Genomic DNA, 20,755 nt, shown 5'->3' on the forward strand with positions numbered 1-20,755 from the left:
AGGAGCGGCTTTGTGTCGCGACGGGGTGCGAAGCACCCCCAGGTTTTCAGCTTCGCCGCAGATATTGCCGGGGCCGCTTTGCGGCCCTTTCGCGACACAAGGCCGCTCCTACATCGACGGCGTCCCCCTTGTGATCACTTGTAAAAAAGGCCCCTGGGCACAAGTCCCAGGGGCCAAAGCGGTTGGATCACCCAACCAAAGGAGCCTTTCTCAGCCGCGCGCCGGCCATCCGCCGCCCAGGGCGCGGAACAGATCCACCAGCGCCAACTGCCGCTGCGTACTTGCCTCGATGTACGCCGCTTCATTCACAAAATCGCTACGCTGCGCATCCAGGTAGCGCAGGTGGCTGTCTATCCCGCCTTCATAACGCGCCTTGGCCAGGGCCACCGTTGCCCGGCTGGTATCGGCCAGGGCCCGACGGGCGATTTCCTCACGCCGCAAGGTATCGGTAGCCGCCAGGGCATCGGCCACCTCACGAAACGCCTGCTGGACCGTCCCCTCATAAGCCGCCACCGCCGAGTCCTTGCGCGCCTCGGCCAGGCTCAGCCCGGCCCGGTTGCGCCCGGCATCGAAGATTGGCAATGACAACTGCGGCATGAAGCTCCAGCTGCGCGAACCGCCATCGAACAGGCCGGATACCTGGGTACTCGACGTGCCAAAACTGCCGGTCAGGCTGATGCGCGGGAAGAATGCCGCCCGCGCCGCGCCAATATCGGCATTGCGCGCTCGCAAACGGTGCTCGGCGGCGAGGATGTCCGGGCGCCGTTCAAGCAGCGCCGACGGCGCGCCAGGGGCAATGTCCTGCAGCACGCTGGGCGCCGCCTGGCGTTCGGCCGGCAGGGCCTTGGTCGCCTCGCTGTTGCCCACCAGCAGCACCAGCGCGTTGCAGGCCTGGCGCTGTTGGCGCAGATTGTTCTCCAGCTCGGCACGGGACTGCTCGACCAGGCCGAGCGCCTCCTGATGGTCCAGCGCCGTGGCCGTACCGGCGGCGCGACGCTGGCCGATCAGGGCCAGCGAGTCCTCGCGGCTGGCCAGGGTCTGCCGGGTCAGGGCCAGGCGCCGCTCGCTGCCGTCCAGGCTCAGGTAGGCCTGGCTCACTTCGGCGATCAGGGCAATGCGCGCGGCGCGCCCAGCCTCTTCGGTGGCCAGGTACTGCTCCAGGGCCGCATCGCTCAGGCTCTTCACCCGGCCGAACAGGTCCACCTCGTACTCAGGCAACGACAGGCCGACCTGGTAGCTGCTGGCAACGCCTTCACGGCCATCGACGGACAGCCCGGCGGGCTGGTGCTGGCGGTTGGCGGAAGCCGCGGCGTTCAGCCCCGGCACGCGGTCGGCACGCTGGATGCGGTACTGCGCTCGTGCCTGGTCGATATCCAGCAAGGTCTGGCGCAGCGAGCGGTTGTTGTCCAGCGCCGTGCTCACCAGCTGGCGCAACACCGGGTCGACGATGAACGCCTGCCAGCCCAGCTGGTCCACCTGTTGCCCGTGGCTGGCGGCATCGTTCCACTGGCTGGCGACTGGCGCCTCGGGGCGCTGGTAGGTCGGCGCCAGGGAGCAGCCGCTGGCCAGCAACGCCAGGGTGAAGGGCACAAACAGATTACGCATGACCATCACTCCGGCACCTCGACGGCTTGGGCTTGTGGCGCTGGCTTGCGCTTGAGCAGCGACAGCACCCAGACAAAACAGATCGGTACGAACACCACACCCAGCAAGGTGGCGCTGAGCATGCCGCCGATCACCCCGGTGCCGATCGCCCGCTGGCTGGCCGCACCGGCACCGCTGGCGATGGCCAGGGGCACCACGCCGAGGATGAACGCCATGGAGGTCATCACGATCGGCCGGAAGCGCAGGCGTGCGGCCTCGATGGCGGCGTCACGCAGGCTGTAACCCTTCTCCCACAGTTCCTTGGCGAACTCGACGATCAGGATGGCATTCTTCGCCGCCAGGCCGATGATGGTGATCAGGCCAACCTTGAAGTACACGTCGTTGGGCATGCCGGTGACCATCACCGCCAACACCGCACCCAGTGCGCCGATCGGTACGATGAGCATCACCGTCAGCGGGATCGCCCAGCTTTCGTACAACGCCACCAGCAGCAGGAACACCACCAGGATGGCCAGGGCGAACAGGCTTCCGGCCTGGCCGCTGGAGACCTTTTCCTGGTACGAAAGGCCGGTCCAGGCGTAGCCGATCCCCGGCGGCAGCTCGCTGACCAGGCGCTCCATCTCGGCCATCGCCTGGCCAGTGCTGTAGCCAGGCGCGGCATCACCGGAAATACGCATCGACGGGTAGCCGTTGTAGCGCACGATCTGTACCGGCCCTTCCTCCCAGCGGGTGGTGACGAAGGCACTGAACGGCACCTGCTGGCCATCGGCATTCGGCGCGTACAGGCGCAGCACGCTTTCCGGGGTCATGCGCTCGCCCTGCTCGGCCTGCACCACCACCCGCTGTTGCCGGCCGGCGTTGGTGAAGTCGTTGATCACCGCCGAACCAAAGGCGGTGGCCAGGGTGTTGTTGATGGTCTCGAAGGTCACGCCCAGGGCGCGGGCCTTTTCCCGGTCGATGTCGACCCGCAGCTGCGGCGCCTCGGCCAGCCCTTCCATCATCGCGTAGAGGATGATCGGGTTGCCGTTGGCCTGGCCCAGGATCTGGTCGCGCGCTGCCAGCAAGGCCTCACGGCCCAGGCCGCCACGGTCGAGCAGGCGCAGGGCGAAACCACCGGCGTTGCCCAGGCCATCGATCGGTGGCGGGTTTACCGCCATGATCGCGCCATCGCCGTAGCCGGCGAACTGCGCGTTGATCGCCTGGGTTTCGGCATCCACCGATTGCTCGGCGCCGCGCACCGACCAGTCCTTGTAGGTAGGGAACGCCAGCGCGGCGTTTTCGCCCATGCCGGAGAAACTGAAGCCACTGACCATGAACGCCGAGGCCAGGGCTTCACGCGACATCAGGTACTGCTCCAGGGCCTGCCCGGTAGCATCGGTACGCACACGGCTGGCGCCCGGCGGCAGCTGCACGTCGACAATGGCGTAGCCCTGGTCTTCCACCGGCACGAATGATTCCGGCAAACGCAGGTAGAAGTAGCCCAGCATCGCCAGGATGCCGGCATACACCAGCATGTAGCGGCCGGCACGGCGCACCAGGGTATTGTTCATTACCGAATAGCGCTCGGTCAGCCGCGCGAAGCCGCGGTTGAAGGCGCCGAAGAAGCCGCGTTTTTCATGGTGCCCAGGGGCCACCGGCTTGAGCAGCGTGGCGCACAGGGCCGGGGTGAAGGTAAGTGCGAGGAAGCCCGAGAACAGGATCGACACCGCCAGCGACAGGGAAAACTGCTGGTAGATCACCCCTACCGAACCCGACATGAACGCCAGTGGCATGAACACCGCCGACAGCACCAGGGTGATGCCGATGATCGCGCCAGACACCTGGCCCATGGCCTTGACCGTGGCATCGGCCGGCGACAGGCCCTCCTCGGCCATGATCCGCTCGACGTTCTCCACCACCACGATGGCGTCGTCGACCAGGATGCCGATGGCCAGCACCATGCCGAACATGGTCATCATGTTCACCGAGAAGCCCATCAGCTTCATCACCATCAGCGTGCCCAGCAGGCACACCGGCACCACGATCGACGGAATCAGCGTGTAGCGGATGTTCTGCAGGAACAGGAACATCACCAGGAACACCAGCACCATGGCTTCGAGCAGGGTGTGGATGACCTTTTCGATGGCCACGTCGACGAAGCGCGAGGTGTCGTACGGCACCGAGTACTCGACGCCTTCGGGGAAGAACTCGCTCAGCTCGGCCAGGCGCTGCTTGACCAGCTCGGCGGTTTTCAGCGCATTGGCGCCCGGCGCCAGCTGCACCGCACCGGCCACCGCAGGCTTGCCGTCCAGGCGCGAGGAGAAGTTGTAGCTTTCCATGCCCACTTCCAGGCGTGCGACATCGGCCAGGCGCACCAGCGAACCGTCCGGGTTGGCGCGCAGCACCACGCGGCCGAACGCCTGTGGGTCGTCCAAGGTGCCTTGCACCGCCAGGGTAGCGGTCAGCTCTTGCTGGCTGCTGCCGGGCGCACTGCCGAAGCTGCCAGCCGGCACCTGCACGTTCTGGCCACGGATGGCGTTGCTCACGTCATCGATCGACAGCCCGTAGCCGACCAGCTTCTGTGGGTCTACCCACACCCGCATGGCAGCTTCCGACGAGAAGAACTGCAACTTGCCCACGCCCGGGACCCGGCGCAGCTCGTTGTTGATATTGCGAGCGGCATAGTCGCCCAGCGCCGTGGTATCGGCCTGGCCGGCGCCGTCCTTGTAGCTGAGGGCGTAGATCAGCAGGAAGCCGGCACTGGTCTGCTCGACCTGGATACCCTGGGTAATCACCGCCTGCGGCATGCGCGCCTCGGCCTTTTTCAGGCGGTTCTGCACATCGACCTGGGCCAGCTCCGGGTCGGTGCCTGGTTCGAAGGTGACCACCACCTCGGCCATGCCGTTGGAGTTGTTGGTGGACTCGAAGTACAGCAGGTTCTTGGCGCCGTTGAGCGACTCTTCGATGATGCTGGTCACCGATTCCACCAGCACCTTGGCCGAAGCGCCCGGGTAGGTGGCGGTGATGGTGATCTGTGGCGGAGCCACGTTGGGGTACTGGGCTACCGGCAGCGCGGGAATTACCAGCAGGCCGGCCAGGGAAATGAACAACGCCACGACCCAGGCGAAGTTCGGCCGCTTGATGAAGAACTTGGACATCTCGTAACCCTCGCCTCAACGCGCCGCGGCTTGTTGCGCCGGGGCCGGTGCCACCGGCATGCCCGGGGCCAGGCCGGCAGGGCTGCCAACGATCACCTGGTCACCTGGGCGCAGGCCCTCGGTCACCTGCCAGCGGGCACCGTGCATGGCACCGGTGCGCACGCTGCGCGTCTCGGCAACCCCGCCAATGCCCACCAGCATCACCCGCGCTTCACCGTCGCTGCCGCGCTGGATGGCGCGCTGCGGGACGAGGATGGCTTGGTTGTCGGTGCCTTGCGGGGTGCGCACGCGCACGTACATGCCCGGCAGCAGGATGCCGTCGGCGTTGTCGAAGCGGCCACGCAGGGTGACCTGGCCGGTACCGCGGTCGACCGCGACGTCGGTGAACATCAGCGCGCCCGGGCGCTCATAGTCGGTGCCTTCCACCTGGGCCGTCAGGGCCTGCTGGTCATCGGCCGCCAGCGCGCCGTCCTTAAGTGCCTGGCGCAGGCGCAAGGCATCGGCGGCGGACTGGGTGAAATCGACGTAGATCGGGTCGAGCTGCTGGATACGCGCCATCAGCGTGGCGTCACCCTGCCCTACCAGTGCACCTTCGGTGACCAGTGCGCGGCCGATGCGGCCAGAGATCGGCGCCTTGACCGTGGCATAGCCCAGGTTCAGGCGCGCGGTCTCGACATCGGCCTGGGCCGAACGCACCGCGGCCTGGCCGCTGCGCAGCTCGGCGCTGGCGGTGTCGAAATCCTGCTGGCTGACCGCCTCGATTTTCACCAATGGTTCGTAGCGGCGCACCCGCGCCTGGGCTTCGAGCATTACCGACCGGGCTTTGGCCAGGTCGGCTTCGGCGCGTGCCAGCGCGGCCTTGAATGGCGCAGGGTCGATCTGGAACAGCACATCGCCGGCCTTGACGTCGGCGCCCTCTTCAAAACGCTTGTGCAGGACGATGCCGGCCACCCGGGCGCGCACCTCGGCGACACGCATGGGTTCGACCCGGCCCGGCAGGGTTGCCGCCAGGGTCAGGGGTTCGCTGGCGACCGTCACGGTCTGCACCGGAAAGGCGCTTTGGGCCGCAGACGGCGGCGCTTCCGCTTCGCCGCAACCGGCCAGCGCGACTGCTGCCGCCAGGCAGCTGGCCATTCCTATTGCACGCAAGTTGCTCATGATTCACCCGAGCTTTAGATGGAAAAACGGCCCGAATGATATTGGCGAAGGTAAATTGAGTCAATTTTGTCTCATTTGATGCTTTGTTAATAATTGTGAAACCTGTCCGGTGTAGGAGCGGCCTTGTGTCGCGATCGGGCGCGCAGCGGCCGCAATTCAGGCGCTGCCGTGTGTCCTGGAGATACGGGATGCAGGTTTGGCGGCCGCTTCGCGCCCGATCGCGACACAAGGCCGCTCCTACAGGGATCGCGCAGGGCCCGGGCTTGGCGCCCTGCCTGTAGAGGACCTTGAAGCCTGCACGGTCAGTGTGGGAGCGGGTTTACCCGCGAACACCGGCATAGCCGGTGCCATCCACCGCGGCGCCTGCTTCGCGGGTGAACCCGCTCCCACAGGGATCGCGCAAAGTCCCGGGGCTGGCGCCATGCCTGTAGAGGCAATGGCCTTGCTCAAAACCTCGAAGCCTGCACGGTCGGTGTAGGAGCGGGTTTACCCGCGAACACCGGCGTAGCCGGTGCCATCCACCGCGGCGCCTGCTTCGCGGGCATGCCCGCTCCCACAGGGACCGCATGACCTTTTACGCTGCTACTCAGCGAATCTGATGCTTGTGCAGCAACCGATAGAAAGTCGGCCGCGATATACCTAGCACCTTGGCCGCCACACTCAGGTTGTTACTGTGCCGGCTGAGTACATCGCACAGCGCCTGGCGCTCGGCCCGGTGCTTGTACTCCTCCAGCGTACCCAGCGGTTGCTGCATCTGGTCAAGGGTCTGCAATCCCAGGTCCTGCGCCTCGATTTGCCGACCTTCGGCCAGCACCAACCCGCGCCGCACACGGTTGGCCAACTCGCGAACATTGCCCGGCCAGTCATGCCGGCCCATGGCCGCCAGCGCATGGTCGCTGAACGAACGCGGTCGACGCCCGGTTTCCAGGCTGTAGAAATGGGCAAAATGGCTGGCCAGCATCGACAGGTCGCCATGCCGGTCGCGCAAAGGCGCAGTCACTACCTGCAACACGTTCAGGCGGTAATACAGGTCTTCGCGAAAGCGCCCTTGCTCGATGGCCCTTTCCAGGTCCACGTGGGTAGCCGCCAGCACCCGCACATCCACCGGGATCGGCTGGCTGCCCCCCACGCGTTCAATGTGCTTTTCCTGCAGAAAACGCAGCAAGTTGGCCTGCAACTCCAGCGGCAGGTCGCCAATTTCGTCGAGGAACAACGTGCCACCATGGGCCGCTTCGATGCGCCCGGCCTTGCGCTGATGAGCACCGGTGAAGGCGCCCTTCTCATGGCCGAACAGTTCCGACTGGATCAGGTGCTCGGGGATCGCCCCGCAGTTGATGGCAATGAACGGCTGCTCGCTGCGTTGCGACTGACGGTGCAGGGTGCGGGCCACCAGCTCCTTGCCGGTACCGCTTTCACCGCGGATCAGCACCGGCGATTCAGTAGGCGCCAGCTTGCCCAGCAGCTTGCGCAACTCGCGGATCGGGCGGCTGTCACCGAGCAGCTCGTGGCTGGTTTCATCCACCCTCGCCAGCCCTTTGCCACGCAGGCGTGCCATGCCGAAGGCCCGGCCCAGGGTGACCTGCACTCGGGAAACGTCGAACGGCAAGGTGTGGAAGTCGAAGAACCATTCACAAACGAAATCGCCGACGGCCGGCATGCGCAACTGTTCGGCGCTGAGCACGGCAATCCATTCGGTGTTGCTGCGCTTGATCAAGTCCTTGACCCCGTCCGGGCGCCTGAGGTGCGACGCCTGCAAGCGCAACAGGCCCACATCGCAAGGATGATCCAGCGCGGCACCAAGCATGCAGCTTTCCACATCCCAGCCTGCGCTGCGCAATCCAGGCAACAAACGGTGGCAGTCATCGCAGGGGTCGACGATGAGCAAACGGCGTAGAGCGGCAGGCTGCTGCATGACCGATCCTTGGCGCCAGTTTTCGGTTTTGTGAAATAAAACAGTAAGTTGTGGCGCCCGATTAACAGTAGCAACGAAGTTGACGGTTCCCAGTACCGTCTGTCTGCCGAATCATTTTTTTACAATCAGTGACGGGAATTTTCGCACTTTATCGACATCACATGGCGGCATGGGCAAGAACGGATTCGAACCTGGCAAATTTTTTACACCCAATGTGTGACTCGCCCCCGGACAACGAGCATCAGTACACATAACCCCGCGCTGCACTTCGCGATAACCGAGGCGACTTTGAAGCAACGCGGACTTACCTGGATGTTTGGGACCATAGAGAGACCGAACCATGAATGCCCCGCTCCGTGTCAACGAAGCACTGCTGATTGCCGACCACGCCTTCGAACCTTTCCAGTGCGTAGCCTGGGATGCACCCAACGGTACTGGTGAACTGAGCCTGGCAGTGATCGACCGGACCAGCACCCGCATCGGCAGCAAGCAAGTGTCCTCGCGTATCTACTCCGACCCGGCCCAGTGGGCCAGCCTGATCGAGGAAGTGCGCGCCGAACTGTGCGAAAAAGGTTACGACCTGCAACCGTGGTCGATGCCGAAGTAATATCGGCCGGCAAACCAAGTGCGTGCACCGCCACGCACTTGTACAACTTCCGGGTTGCTGTTCTGGCAACTTTTCTTATTGCGGCATAGTGTCGCATCGATACTTTTTCAATCCACCAACCTGAACTGTTGCAGGTGCTGGTAATCAGCCTGAAGTTGTTGCGCCAGACGCTGCGCACGACCCAGGCGCACCGGCGCCAGTTCCATATCCACCAGCAAAGTGGCACACGGCATTGGCTGCACGGCATTCCAGTGCTGCAGGCGACCGTCGGTAAACACCAGGCAGCGCAATGCTTCTTCAGGGTGGGCCCGTTGCCGCGCCTGCAACCAGTGCCGAGCCTGTTCCAGTGCTGCGATCAACGGCGTGCCGCCACCGGCACCCAAGGCTTGCAGCCAGGGTTGCAAAGCGGCCGAGGCCTTCAGGCCGTGGCGCTGCCACTGCGGCGTGCGCCCGCTGGCGGTAAGCAGGGCCAGCCGGGCACGCTGGCGGTAGGCCTGATCGAACAGCGCCGCCAGCAGCCCTTTGGTTTGTGCCAACGCCTGGTGGCGGCGGGTCGAGGCCGACGCATCGACGATTACCAGCCACAGTTCTGCGGGCTTGGCCTGGCGTTGCTGCCAGCACAGGTCCTGGCGCTGGCGTGGCCGGCCCTTGAGCAGGGTCGGCAGCCAGGCCACCCGACCGGCCGCGGCACTGCGCGCCCGGCCTCGGCTGGCACCGTACTGCTTGCCTGCGCCTGCTTTGGCATCCGCCCCTTTGGCAGGTAGCTGGGGGATGCTCAGGGCTTTTTTGCCCAGTTCGGCACCTCGCGGCGGGCGCCGCTGGCCACTGGCTGCGCCGCCATCGCGCCCCAGTCGCCCTGCCCGCCCTGTTCGCCAGGGTTGCCTGCGCCTTGCCGATCGGGTTGTTGCTCAGGCTGCTGCGGTGCCGCAGGGGGGTTGGCCTGGGGCGCAACGCGGCGGCGATGGCGCAAGGCGAACTCGGCCACTGCATCGACATCGGCCTCTTCGATGGCCTCGCCACCGCGCCAGGCACAGTGGGCGCGGGCGGCGCGCAGCCAGACCAGGTCGGCGCGCAGGCCGTCGACCCCGGCGGCGTAGCAGCGTTCGGTGATCCAGGCCAGCGCCTGGTCGTCCAGGGCAATGCCGGCCAGGGCCTGGCGCGCCGCCTGGCAGCGCTCGCGCAATTGCGCCTGGGCCTCGGCCCATTGCGTGCAGAACGCCTGCGGGTCGCTGTCGAAGGCCAGGCGGCGGCGAATGATCTGCTGGCGCGCTTCAGGCTCGGGCAAGCCTTCCAGGGCCACGTTGAGACCAAAGCGGTCGAGCAACTGCGGGCGCAGTTCGCCCTCCTCCGGGTTCATGGTGCCGATCAGTACGAAGCGGGCACTGTGCCGGTGCGAGATGCCGTCGCGCTCGATGCGGTTGGTGCCACTGGCCGCCACATCGAGCAGCAGGTCGACCAGGGTATCGGGCAGCAGGTTGACCTCATCGACATACAGCACGCCGCCATCGGCCTGGGCCAGCACCCCCGGGGAAAACTGCGCCTTGCCCTGCCCCAGCGCGGCATCCAGGTCGAGGGTGCCGACCAACCGTTCTTCGCTGGCGCCCAGTGGCAGGGTGACGAACGGGCCCTCGCCGAGCAGGTCGGCCAAGCCACGGGCCAGGGTGCTCTTGGCCATGCCACGCGGCCCCTCGATCAGCACGCCGCCGATCTTCGGGTCGATCGCGGTCAGGCACAGCGCCAGTTTCAGGTCGTCGGCACCGACCACGGCTGCCAGTGGAAATTGCACGGGTTCACTCATTTCAAGCCTGTTCCTCGCCGTCGAGCAGTTGTTCCTCGAGGGCTTCGCGGTAGTCGCCAGGCGCCTGCCACAGGCCGCGCTGCTGGGCCTCCAGCAAACGCTCGGTAAGGTCGCGCAGGGCCTCGGGGTTGTGCTCGCGCATGAAGTCGCGGGTCGCCGGGTCGAGCACGTAGGCATCGGCCAGCGCCTGGTAATGATGGTCGTCGATCAGCTGCGTGGTGGCGTCGAAGGCAAACAGGTTGTCGACCGTCGCCGCCATCTCGAAGGCGCCTTTGTAGCCATGGCGCTTGACCCCGTCGATCCACTTCGGGTTCAGCGCCCGGGCGCGGATGACCCGGTTCAGCTCTTCCTTGAGGGTGCGGATGCGCGGCCGGTCGGCCTGGCTGTGGTCGCCGTGGTAACTGGCCACTGCCGCACCGGACAAGGTTTCCGACGCCGCCAGCATGCCACCCTGGAACTGGTAGTAGTCGTTGGAATCGAGCAGGTCGTGTTCGTGGTTGTCCTGGTTCTGCAGCACCGCCTGCACCTTGGCCAGGCGCTGGGCGAACTGGGCGCGCGCCGGGGTACCGTCGTCGCTGGCGCCGTAGGCATAGCCGCCGTGGTTGAGGTAGACCTCGGCCAGGTCGTCGCGGCTGTGCCACAGGCGCCCGTCGATGGCGTTCTGCACCCCGGCGCCGTAGGCCCCGGGCTTGGCACCGAACACCCGCCAGCCAGCCTGGCGCGCGGCCTGCTCGGCGTCCACGCCCTGCGCCTGCAGCGCGGCGCGCTCGCTACGCACGCGGGCGGCCAGTGGGTTGAGATCGTCGGGTTCGTCCAGCGCGGCCACCGCCTGCACTGCGGCATCGAACAGGCGGATGAGGTTGCCGAAGGCATCTCGGAAAAAGCCGGAAACGCGCAAGGTCACGTCCACCCGCGGGCGGTCGAGCAGGCTGAGCGGCAGGATCTCGAAATCGTCGACCCGCTGGCTGCCGGTGGCCCACACCGGTCGCACGCCCATCAGCGCCATGGCCTGGGCGATGTCGTCGCCACCGGTACGCATGGTAGCCGTGCCCCACACCGAAAGGCCGAGTTGGCGCAGGTGATCGCCGTGGTCCTGCAGGTGGCGCTCGAGGATCAGGTTGGCCGAGGCGAAGCCCAGGCGCCAGGCGGTGGTGGTGGGCAGGTTGCGCACATCCACGGTATAGAAGTTGCGACCGGTGGGCAGCACGTCCAGGCGCCCACGGCTGGGCGCACCGCTGGGGCCAGCGGGCACGAAACGCCCGGCCAGCGCCGCCAGCAGGCCATTCATTTCGGCGCTGCCGCAGGCATCCAGGCTGGGTGCCACCGCTTCGCGCAGCGCCTGCACCACATCGTGCACCGGCTGCCATTCGCTATGGGCTGGTAACTGTGCGGTGCCGCCCAGCGCCTGGTCGATTACCTGCAGCGCCAACAGTTCGAGGCGTTCGCGGGTATCGCCACAGGTGCGCCAGGGTTCGCTGCTCATGGCCTGCAACTGCTCGGGGCGTGCGCCCTGCCACGGCTGCCCGAGCTCGCAATCGAGCGGGTCGAAACCCGGCACCAGCGCCTTGGCCAAAGCCCGCAGCAGGCTGGCATTGCCGCCGCGACCGTCGCCACGCTCGACCCGCAACAGCGCCAGCAGGGTATCCAGGCGCAGCCGCCCTTCCGGGGACTGGCCGAACACATGCAGGCCATCGCGAATCTGCGATTCCTTCAGGTCGCACAGGTAGGTGTCCAGGCGCGGTAGCCACACGGCGGCATCGTCCAGTTGGCCTTCCAGTTGCAGTTCGCGGTCGATGTGGTTGGCCTTGACCAGTTCGAGAATGTCGCGTTGCAACTCGCGGGCGCGCCGCGGGTCGAGCAGCTGTGCTTCGTAGAACTCGTCGGCCAATTGCTCCAGGTGGCGCAACGGGCCATAGGTTTCGGCACGGGTCAGCGGCGGCATCAGGTGGTCGATGATCACCGCCTGGGTGCGGCGCTTGGCCTGGGCACCCTCGCCCGGGTCGTTGACGATGAACGGGTAGATGTTCGGCAGCGGGCCGAGCAAGGCGTCCGGCCAGCACTGCGCCGACAACCCGACGCCCTTGCCGGGCAGCCATTCGAGGTTGCCGTGCTTGCCGACGTGGATCACCGCGTCGGCGGCAAAGGCATGGCGCAGCCAGAAGTGAAACGCCAGGTAGCCGTGCGGCGGCACAAGGTCCGGGTCGTGGTACACCGCGCTGGGGTCCACCTGGTAGCCCCGCGCCGGCTGAATGCCGACGAAGGTCAAGCCAAAGCGCAGGCCGGCCACCATCAGCCGGCCACTGCGGTACATCGGGTCCTGCTGCGGTGGCCCCCAGCGTTCCAGCACGGCCTGGCGGTTGGCCTCGGGCAGGCGCTCGAAGGCGGCCTGGTAGTCGGCCAGGCTCAGGCTCTGCGCGCAGGGGCGCAAGTCCAGATGGTCGAGGTCGTTGGTCACGCCGCCGAGCAACTGGTGGATCAGTTGCGTGCCGCTGCCCGGCAAGTCGGCCAGCGGATAGCCTTCGGCCTGCAGGGCCTTGAGGATGCTCAGCGCCGCCGCTGGCGTGTCCAGGCCAACGCCGTTGCCAATGCGGCCATCCCGGGTCGGGTAGTTGGCCAGCACCAGGGCCACGCGCTTTTGCGCATTCGGCAGGCGCGCCAGTTCGACCCAGCGGCGGGCCAGTTCGGCGACAAAGTCCATGCGCTCGGGGTGGGCGCGGTAGCAGACCACGTCGGACTGGCTGCGCTCGCTGCGCCAGGCCATGTCCTTGAAACTGACCGGGCGGGTGATGATGCGCCCGTCCAGTTCGGGCAAGGCAATGTGCATGGCCAGGTCACGCGCCCCCAGGCCCTGCTCGCTGGCTTCCCAGCCGGGCTGGTTGTCTTGCGCGCAGATGGCCTGCAGCACTGGGATGTCGCGACGGAACGGGCGCAGGTTGGGCCGTTCGGGGCTGGACAGGGCAAAGCCGGTGGTGTTGACCAGCACTTCGGCACCCACCTCGTCCAGCCAGGCTTCGACCTGCTCCAGGCAGGCGCTTTCCTTGAGGCTGGCCACGGCGATCGGCAACGGGTTGAGCCCGGCGGCCTGCAGGCGCTGACAGAACACATCGATGAACGCGGTGTTGGCCGCCTGCAGGTGCGAGCGGTAGAACAGCAGTGGCGCCACCGGCTGTTCGGGATGCCACTGCGGGTACCAGTCCTCCAGCGTGGCGCTGCCCTTGGCCGGGTGATACACGGCGGTGCGCGGCAAAGGCTGCGGCTCGTCCCAGGCATAGTCGCGGCCCAGCCACTGGCTGGCCAGGCAGTTGAACAGGTTGATGGCATTGGCCTTGCCGCCCTGGCGCAGGTAGTGCCAGAGGCGTTCGGCCTGCTCGCCGCTGACACTGCCCAGGCTGGTCAGCTCCGGGTCCGGGCGGTCGTCGCCCGGCACCAGGATCAGTTGCACGCCACGGCCAGCCAGCTCGACCAGTTGCTCGACGCCATAGCGCCAGTAGCCGACGCCGCCGTGCAGCGACACCAGGATGACTTTGGCATGGCGCAGCACCTGGTCGACGTACAGGTCGACCGAGGCATGGTTCTGTACCTGCATCGGGTTGGCCAGGCGCAGGCTGGGGTAATCCTCGGGCAATTGCTCGGCGGTATCGGCGAGCAATGCCAGGTGCGAATCGCCGCTGCAGAGAATCACCAGTTCGGCGGGCGTCTGGCCGAGGTCGGCAATGCTGTCATCCGGCACGAAGCCGCCGGGCTGGGTCCGCAGCAGGTGCATGGGTCAGGCGCCCAGTGCCTGGCGCAGGCGCGCTTCCAGCTGGGCGGCGTCGAGGTCCTGGCCGATCAGCACCAGGCGGGTGATGCGCGGCTCGTCGGCGCGCCAGGCGCGGTCGAAGTGCTTGTCGAAACGGGTGCCCACGCCTTGTACCAGCAGGCGCATCGGCTTGCCCGGGATGGCAGCGAAGCCTTTGGCGCGCAGGATGCCGAATTCCACCACCAGCTGGGTCAGGGCGTCGAGCAGCAGGCTTTCGTCGGCTTCGGGCAGGTCGATGGAGATGGAGTCGAAGGCGTCGTGGTCATGATCGTCATGGTCATCGCCGTCATGATGCGAATCATGGTGGGTACGGCGGCCATCGATGTGCGCCTCGGATTCGGCGCCCACGCCCAGCAGCACCTCCAGCGGCAGCTTGCCGCTGCTGGCCTCGATCACCTTGACCGCCGGCGGCAGTTCTTCGGCCACCTCGGCGCGTACCTTGGCCAGGCCTTCGGCGTCGATCAGGTCGGCCTTGTTCAGCACCACCAGGTCGGCGCTGGCCAGCTGGTCGGCGAACAGTTCGTGCAGTGGCGATTCGTGGTCCAGGTTGGGGTCGAGCTTGCGCTGGGCATCGACCTGGTCCGGGTAGGCGGCGAAGGTGCCGGCGGCCACCGCAGGGCTATCGACCACCGTGATCACCGCGTCGACGGTGCAGGCATTGCGGATTTCCGGCCACTGGAAGGCTTGCACCAGCGGTTTGGGCAGGGCCAGGCCGCTGGTTTCGATGAGGATATGGTCCAGGTCGCCACGGCGTGCCACCAGCTCGCGCATCACCGGGAAGAACTCTTCCTGCACGGTGCAGCACAGGCAGCCGTTGGCCAGCTCGTAGACGCGGCCGGTGGCTTCTTCTTCGGTGCAACCGATGCTGCACTGTTTGAGGATTTCGCCGTCGATGCCCAGTTCGCCGAACTCGTTGACGATCACCGCAATGCGGCGGCCCTGGGCGTTGTCGAGCATGTGGCGCAGCAAGGTAGTCTTGCCCGAGCCGAGGAAGCCGGTGACGATGGTGACGGGGAGCTTGGCCAGTGTTTTCATGTCGCATTGCCCTTGGCAGATTGGCGCGGGCATGCAGGACGACAGCCACGGGCCAGACCGGCCGGGCTTGTTCGCCACCGGATCACCCCGCCCGGTTGAAAGTCGAAAACGTGACGAGGCAGGTCTCCTGGCTCGCACCGTTCCATGTACCCGCTGGTGCAGCGGGCTGGCGGGATGACGCCTTCCCGCGCGCGGGCGCAGTGGCTGTGTCGATCCGTTGTCGGTGCTTACAGTTGCGGGGGCAGCCGCGGCTTGTACCGCGTTCCCGTCTTAGCTTCGGCCTGGCCGAAGAACCTCGAAGTGGCAAGGCTACGCAGTGGCTGGCAGGTGGTCAACCATTGCTGTCGGGCTGGCCGACAACAAGTGGCGCAACTGCGTTACAGTGGTGGCTTTGAGCAGCGAGGCCCCCGGTGGAACCCTTGAACAAGCGCGATTTGGCACGCCTGGAGCGTGAACTGGTGGTTTGCCTGACCGAAGCCTGCGAAACCGCCAAGGCGGAGATCGTCGGTTTCAGCTGGCTTACCCATCGTCTGGCTCCCGAGGATTTTCCGGCCAGCCTGCGTATTACCTGGGTGTTCGAACGAGAGGCCGACAAGGCCGCCGCCGTGGCGGGCGACGCGAAGGTACGCATGCTGGCGCTGACCGGCCTGGCTTTGGAACAGGCCGGCATTCAGCTGGATCATCCGGCCTGGCATGTGCGGTTTGACAGTGAAGAGGCCTGCCAGCAGAGCCACGGGGGCGACTGGAGCAAGCGCTTGAGGGGGCGCTGATCCAGGGGCATGCGCGGTCCTGGCTCTTGTAGGAGTGGCCTTGTGTCGCGATAGGGCTGCGAAGCAGCCCCAGGGTTTCAGCAAAGACGCACAAATTGCTGGGGCTGCTTCGCAGCCCTATCGCGACACAAGGCCGCTCCTACAGGGGCCGCGGCGCACTCGCGGAATCTGTTTTCCCGCGACAACGATGCCTCTATCCGTTAGGCTACGCATTCCCCTGTCACGAGGTGTTCGTCCAATGCGCCATTGATGCCGCCGTCCCTTCGACGGCCAGTCTTCAGCCTCCGGTTCGCTCCGGAGATGTCGCGGCATTTGTGGAGTTGTGCATGACGAACACGTCGATCCTGACGCTGGACAGCGTCTCCTTGGCCTTGCCTGACGGCAGGCTGTTATTTACCGACCTCAGCGAAACCTTCGACCAACGCCGCACCGGCCTGGTCGGGCGCAACGGTGTGGGCAAGAGCCTGCTCGGGCAAGTACTTGCCGGCCAGCGCGAACCAAGCAGCGGCCAGTGTCGGCGCCTTGGGCGCATCCATCTTCTGGACCAGCAGGTGATCGAGCGCAGCGCCACGGTCGCCGACCTGGCCCAGGTGGGCGCGGTGCTCGCTGCGCTGGAGCGCATCGAGCAAGGCAGCGTCGCACCCAGTGACTTCGACACCGTCGGCGAACGCTGGGATATCCGCGAGCAATTGCAGGGGCACCTGCAACGCCACGGCCTGGGCCAGCTCGACTGGCACCAGCCCGCCCGCAGCCTGAGCGGTGGCCAGGCCATGCGCGTGGCGCTGGTCGGCGCCTGGCTCAGCGAAGCGGACTACCTGATCCTCGACGAACCGAGCAACCACCTGGACAGCAACGCCCGCGCCCAACTGCTGAGCATGATCGAAGCCTGGGACCGGGGCTTGCTGGTGATCAGCCATGATCGCAGCCTGCTCGCGCACATGACGCGCATCGTCGAATTGTCCAGCCTGGGCTTGCAGGCCTATGGCGGCAACTACAGCTTCTATTCGGCCCAGAAAGCCAGCCAGACGGCGCAGGCCCAACAGCAACTTGCCCGGCTGAAACAGGAGCAGCAACGCCAGGCGCGCGAACTGCAGCGCCAGCGCGAAGACCTGGAACGTCATCAGGCCCGCGCCGGGCGCAACGCCAGGCACGCCAACCAGGCCAAGATCCTGGTCGACCGCCAGCAGGAGCGCAGCCAGGCCACTGCGGGCAAGCAGCGCCGCGACCATCGCGACGCCCGGCAGGCGCTGCAGGGCAAAGTGCGTGACGCCGCTCGCGAAGTCGAGCAGGACAGCGCCATTACCCTGCATGCACCCACGCCGCAGCGTCATCCGGGCCGCGAAGTGCTGGCCCTGCAGGCACTGCACCTGCCCCGCGGCACACGCAAACCACTGAACCTGCGCTTGTGCCTGGGCCAACGGGTGGGTCTGGTCGGCGCCAATGGCAGTGGCAAGTCCACCCTGCTCAGGCTGATGAACGGTGAGTTGCCAGCACCGCCCGACAGCCTGCGCCTCAGTGGTGAAACCGCCCTGCTCGACCAGCACTGCAGCGCACTACCAGGCCACACCAGCGTGCTCGACCACCTGCGTCAGGCAAACCCGACACTGGCCCAGGGCGACTTGCGCAGCCGCCTGGCGCAACTGGGCCTGGATGCCGCCCGCATCGAACTGCCCAGCGGCCTGCTCAGCGGCGGTGAGCGGATGAAGGCAGCACTGGCCGCCGTGCTGTACCGCGAACGGCCGCTCGACCTGTTGCTGCTGGACGAACCCGGCAACCACCTGGACCTGCCGTCACTGGCCGCACTGGAACACATGCTCGGGCAGTTTCGCGGGGCGCTGGTGGTGGCGTCCCACGACCAGGTACTGCTCGACCAGCTGGCGCTGGACGAGTACCTGCACTTGTAGAAGCCGCAATGAATGCATTGCAGGCTATCAATTCGTGACTGGCCGTTCCCGATCTGCCACGGATGTATTATGGTGGCGTGGTGCGCATATAACAGCAGCCCGAGCAATCGGGCACTTGCAAGACAATGAGGGTGTCATGAGCAACGAAAGCATTAATTGGGACAAGCTGGGTTTCGACTACATCAAGACCGACAAACGCTACCTGTCCGTATGGCGCAATGGCGAGTGGGACAAGGGCACCCTGACCGAAGACAACGTACTGCACATCAGTGAAGGCTCCACGGCCCTGCACTACGGCCAGCAGTGCTTCGAAGGCCTCAAGGCCTACCGTTGCAAGGACGGTTCGATCAACCTGTTCCGCCCGGACCAGAACGCCGCCCGCATGCAGCGCAGCTGCGCCCGCCTGCTGATGCCGCAGGTGCCGACCGATGTGTTCATCGAGGCGTGCAAGCAAGTGGTCAAGGCCAACGAGAAGTTCGTGCCACCGCATGGTAAAGGCGCCCTCTACCTGCGTCCGTTCGTGATCGGCACCGGTGACAACATTGGCGTGCGCACCGCCCCCGAGTTCATCTTCTCGATCTTCGCCATCCCGGTTGGCTCGTACTTCAAGGGCGGCATGAAGCCGCACAACTTCCAGATCTCCAGCTTCGACCGCGCAGCCCCGCAAGGCACTGGCGCGGCCAAGGTCGGTGGCAACTACGCCGCCAGCCTGCAGCCGGGTGCAGAAGCGAAGAAAGCCAACTTCGCCGACGCCATCTACCTCGACCCGCTGACCCACACCAAGATCGAGGAAGTCGGTTCGGCCAACTTCTTCGGCATCACCGCCAACAACGAGTTCGTCACCCCGAAATCGGCTTCGGTGCTGCCAGGCATCACCCGCCTGTCGCTGATGGAACTGGCGCAATCGCGCCTGGGCCTGAAAGTGATCGAAGGCGATGTGGAAATCAACAAGCTGGACCGCTTCATCGAAGCCGGCGCCTGCGGTACCGCTGCGGTGATCACCCCGATCGGCGGCATCGAGTACAACGGCAAGCTGCACGTGTTCCACGACCTGGAAAAGGTCGGCCCGGTTACCCAGAAGCTCTACAACGAGCTGACCGGTATCCAGAGCGGTGACGTGGAAGCACCGGCTGGCTGGATCGTCAAGGTTGCCTGAGGCGCTTTAACGGTTTGAAAAACGGGGCATGCCAGCGATGGCATGCCCCGTTTTTTATTGGCTGATGGCACCGGCTGCGCCGGTGTTCGCGGCTAAAGCCGCTCCTGAAACCTGCGCCGTCCCTGTAGGAGCGGCCTTGTGTCGCGAAAGGGCTGCGAAGCGGCCCCAGGATATCCGCACAAAGCACAAATCGAGGGGCCGCGCAGGGCAGTTAGTTTTCACGCAAAGCGACGCTGCATCAGCAGGTGCCGGGCTTTGTCGAAGGCCCAGTTGTACAGCACGGTGTAGGGCAGGATGATCACAAAGAAGCCCAACTCCACCATGAACGCCTGCAGCAACGAAATCTCCAGCATCCACGCCGCCACCGGCAGACACCACACCACCAGCCCGGCTTCGAAGCCCAGGCCGTGCACAAAGCGTGCGCTGGCCTTCCACTGGATGCGCTCGACCCGCACGTAGCGATCGACCAGCGCGTTGTAGACCATGTTCCACAGCATGGCGATCACCGACAGGGTCACCGCCAGCGCCCCCGCCGTCGCCAGCGACTTGCCCATGACCCAGGACAACAGCGGCGCACACAGCAGCACGGCGAACACTTCATAACCGACGGCGTGAACCAGGCGTTCGGTGAAAGAGACGTTTTTCATTGCAAATTCCATCAATTGCGTGAGTCGTGCTTCCTATTTTCTTTGATAGAACTGATACTCGCGACATAGCTACCATCGGTTTTATCAATACCATGCGCTACTCACCCGAAGCCCTGGTCGCCTTTGTCGAAGCTGCATCGCTGGGTTCGTTTTCCGCTGCGGCGCGCAAGTTGCGCAAAAGCCAGTCCACCATCAGCATCGCCATCGCCAATTTCGAGGCCGATGTGGGTTGCCCGTTGTTCGAGCGTGGCGGTCGTCACCCCACGCTGAACGAGGCTGGGCGGCAGGTGCTGAGCCATGTCGAGGCGATTCTCGATGCCAGCGCCCAGCTCGATGCCCTGGCGGTGCGGTTGGCGGAAAACGTCGAGGCTCTGGTCTCGGTGGTGATGTCGGACAGCTACAGCGTGACCTTCCAGGGCGCGGTGATGGCCCGCTTCGCCCAGCACTACCCACATACCGAGCTGCGCTGCGGCCCCTCGGAAGATGCCGATGTGATCGAACTGATCCAGCAGGGCCTGGCACACGTTGGCATTCTTGCCACCCAGCCCAGTTACCCTGCGGACGTTGCCGTTGCGCGCTTGCCCGAGCAGGCCGAGTTTGGGGTGTACGTGGCCAGCGGGCATCCGCTGGCGGCTTTGCCCCAGGTGAAGACGCAGCACCTGGAGAACGTCCGGCAGCTGTATATCAAGACCTATGCCCCCAGCTTGCACCACGGTCGTGGCCAAGCCTGGTCGGCACCGGACTACCTCACCCTGCTGGAGTTCGCCGTGCGCGGGTTCGGCTGGGCCGAACTGCCCAGGGCCCTGGTGGCTCGGTTTGGCAGTGGGCTGGTGGAGCTGCAGGTGGCCGGGTACCCGCGACGGGTTGACATGGATGTGGCGTGGTCGAGCCGGCGCGCGCTCGGGCCGGCGGGGCAGTGGCTGGTGCGGCAGATGTTGGGGCAATAGGCCTTTATCGCATTCAAGATCCTGGGGCTGCTGCGCAGCCCGTCGCGACGCAAGGCCGCTCCTATAGGGGCACTAAAGCGAAAAGTCCTACAACGTTTTAGGAAGCCCATTGCTCCCCCGCGAAGGCGTTCCTCGCTAGTGTTTTGGCCGTTGCGTCAAATCACTGGAAAAGGAACTCCTGATGAGCATCAGCAAAGCCATCCACATCGCCATGCAGGAAGAGATCCCCAACACCTACGGCACCTGTAATGCCTGCGAACGCTCCGGCCTGCCGATTCTG

14 protein-coding genes and 1 riboswitch are annotated in these 20,755 nt (G+C 65.7%); of the genes, 5 read left to right on the forward strand and 9 right to left on the reverse strand.

Going from position 1 to position 20,755, the window contains the following annotated elements; translation table 11 throughout:
• Positions 1-210: 210 nt before the first annotated feature.
• From CAG00_RS24805 to CAG00_RS24825, 4 genes are all read right to left on the reverse strand, one after another.
• Positions 211-1,611 (reverse strand): efflux transporter outer membrane subunit, encoded by a 1,401-nt coding sequence (locus tag CAG00_RS24805; RefSeq protein WP_176240915.1) that lies wholly within the window; start codon positions 1,609-1,611, stop codon positions 211-213.
• Positions 1,611-4,742, reverse strand: a complete 3,132-nt coding sequence (locus tag CAG00_RS24810) for an efflux RND transporter permease subunit (protein WP_085665572.1) — start codon at positions 4,740-4,742, stop codon at positions 1,611-1,613. The genes CAG00_RS24805 and CAG00_RS24810 overlap by 1 nt, the downstream gene beginning before the upstream one ends.
• Before the next feature lie 15 nt (positions 4,743-4,757).
• Positions 4,758-5,900 carry a MexC family multidrug efflux RND transporter periplasmic adaptor subunit gene (locus tag CAG00_RS24815; RefSeq protein ID WP_085665573.1) on the reverse strand — a complete coding sequence of 381 codons (1,143 nt, stop codon included), beginning with the start codon at positions 5,898-5,900 and terminating at the stop codon, positions 4,758-4,760.
• A 586-nt stretch (positions 5,901-6,486) separates the two neighbouring features.
• Entirely contained in the window at positions 6,487-7,812 is a 1,326-nt protein-coding gene (locus tag CAG00_RS24825) for a sigma-54 dependent transcriptional regulator (RefSeq protein WP_085665574.1), read from the reverse strand.
• Positions 7,813-8,152: 340 nt separating this feature from the next.
• Between CAG00_RS24825 and CAG00_RS24830 the strand changes: the two genes are divergently transcribed.
• A complete protein-coding gene (locus tag CAG00_RS24830; RefSeq protein ID WP_013972506.1) occupies positions 8,153-8,419 on the forward strand; it encodes a hypothetical protein in 267 nt (88 codons plus the stop codon).
• Positions 8,420-8,526: 107 nt separating this feature from the next.
• On the opposite strand, the gene CAG00_RS24835 is transcribed toward CAG00_RS24830, so the two are convergent.
• The 4 genes from CAG00_RS24835 to cobW all read right to left on the reverse strand — a co-directional run bounded on the left by CAG00_RS24835 (position 8,527) and on the right by cobW (position 15,051).
• Complete coding sequence (locus tag CAG00_RS24835) at positions 8,527-9,093, reverse strand: VWA domain-containing protein (RefSeq protein WP_085665575.1); 567 nt, start codon at positions 9,091-9,093, stop codon at positions 8,527-8,529.
• A gap of 101 nt (positions 9,094-9,194) precedes the next feature.
• Complete coding sequence (locus tag CAG00_RS24840) at positions 9,195-10,217, reverse strand: ATP-binding protein (RefSeq protein WP_085665576.1); 1,023 nt, start codon at positions 10,215-10,217, stop codon at positions 9,195-9,197.
• A gap of 1 nt (position 10,218) precedes the next feature.
• A complete protein-coding gene (gene cobN / locus CAG00_RS24845) occupies positions 10,219-13,980 on the reverse strand; it encodes a cobaltochelatase subunit CobN (protein WP_085665577.1) in 3,762 nt (1,253 codons plus the stop codon).
• A gap of 3 nt (positions 13,981-13,983) precedes the next feature.
• Complete coding sequence (cobW, locus tag CAG00_RS24850; RefSeq protein WP_085602303.1) at positions 13,984-15,051, reverse strand: cobalamin biosynthesis protein CobW; 1,068 nt, start codon at positions 15,049-15,051, stop codon at positions 13,984-13,986.
• A 99-nt stretch (positions 15,052-15,150) separates the two neighbouring features.
• A riboswitch (cobalamin riboswitch) is annotated at positions 15,151-15,364 on the reverse strand.
• Positions 15,365-15,461: 97 nt separating this feature from the next.
• On the opposite strand from cobW, the gene CAG00_RS24855 reads away from it, so the two are divergent.
• From CAG00_RS24855 to CAG00_RS24870, 3 genes are all read left to right on the forward strand, one after another.
• Complete coding sequence (locus CAG00_RS24855; protein WP_085665578.1) at positions 15,462-15,821, forward strand: hypothetical protein; 360 nt, start codon at positions 15,462-15,464, stop codon at positions 15,819-15,821.
• A 326-nt stretch (positions 15,822-16,147) separates the two neighbouring features.
• Positions 16,148-17,725: an ATP-binding cassette domain-containing protein gene (locus CAG00_RS24865; RefSeq protein WP_085665580.1), complete on the forward strand. Its 1,578-nt coding sequence runs from the start codon at positions 16,148-16,150 to the stop codon at positions 17,723-17,725.
• A 136-nt stretch (positions 17,726-17,861) separates the two neighbouring features.
• Complete coding sequence (locus tag CAG00_RS24870; RefSeq protein WP_085665581.1) at positions 17,862-18,881, forward strand: branched-chain amino acid aminotransferase; 1,020 nt, start codon at positions 17,862-17,864, stop codon at positions 18,879-18,881.
• Between the two features lie 218 nt (positions 18,882-19,099).
• On the opposite strand, the gene CAG00_RS24875 is transcribed toward CAG00_RS24870, so the two are convergent.
• On the reverse strand, positions 19,100-19,528 hold the full coding sequence (locus CAG00_RS24875) for a multidrug/biocide efflux PACE transporter (protein WP_085665582.1): 429 nt from the start codon (positions 19,526-19,528) through the stop codon (positions 19,100-19,102).
• Positions 19,529-19,620: 92 nt separating this feature from the next.
• Between CAG00_RS24875 and CAG00_RS24880 the strand changes: the two genes are divergently transcribed.
• Entirely contained in the window at positions 19,621-20,475 is an 855-nt protein-coding gene (locus CAG00_RS24880) for a LysR family transcriptional regulator (protein ID WP_085665583.1), read from the forward strand.
• Positions 20,476-20,755 lie beyond the last annotated feature (280 nt).

The sequence above is a fragment of the Pseudomonas sp. B5(2017) genome, assembly GCF_002112825.1.
In the GTDB taxonomy this organism is placed as follows: Bacteria; Pseudomonadota; Gammaproteobacteria; order Pseudomonadales; family Pseudomonadaceae; genus Aquipseudomonas; species Aquipseudomonas putida_Z.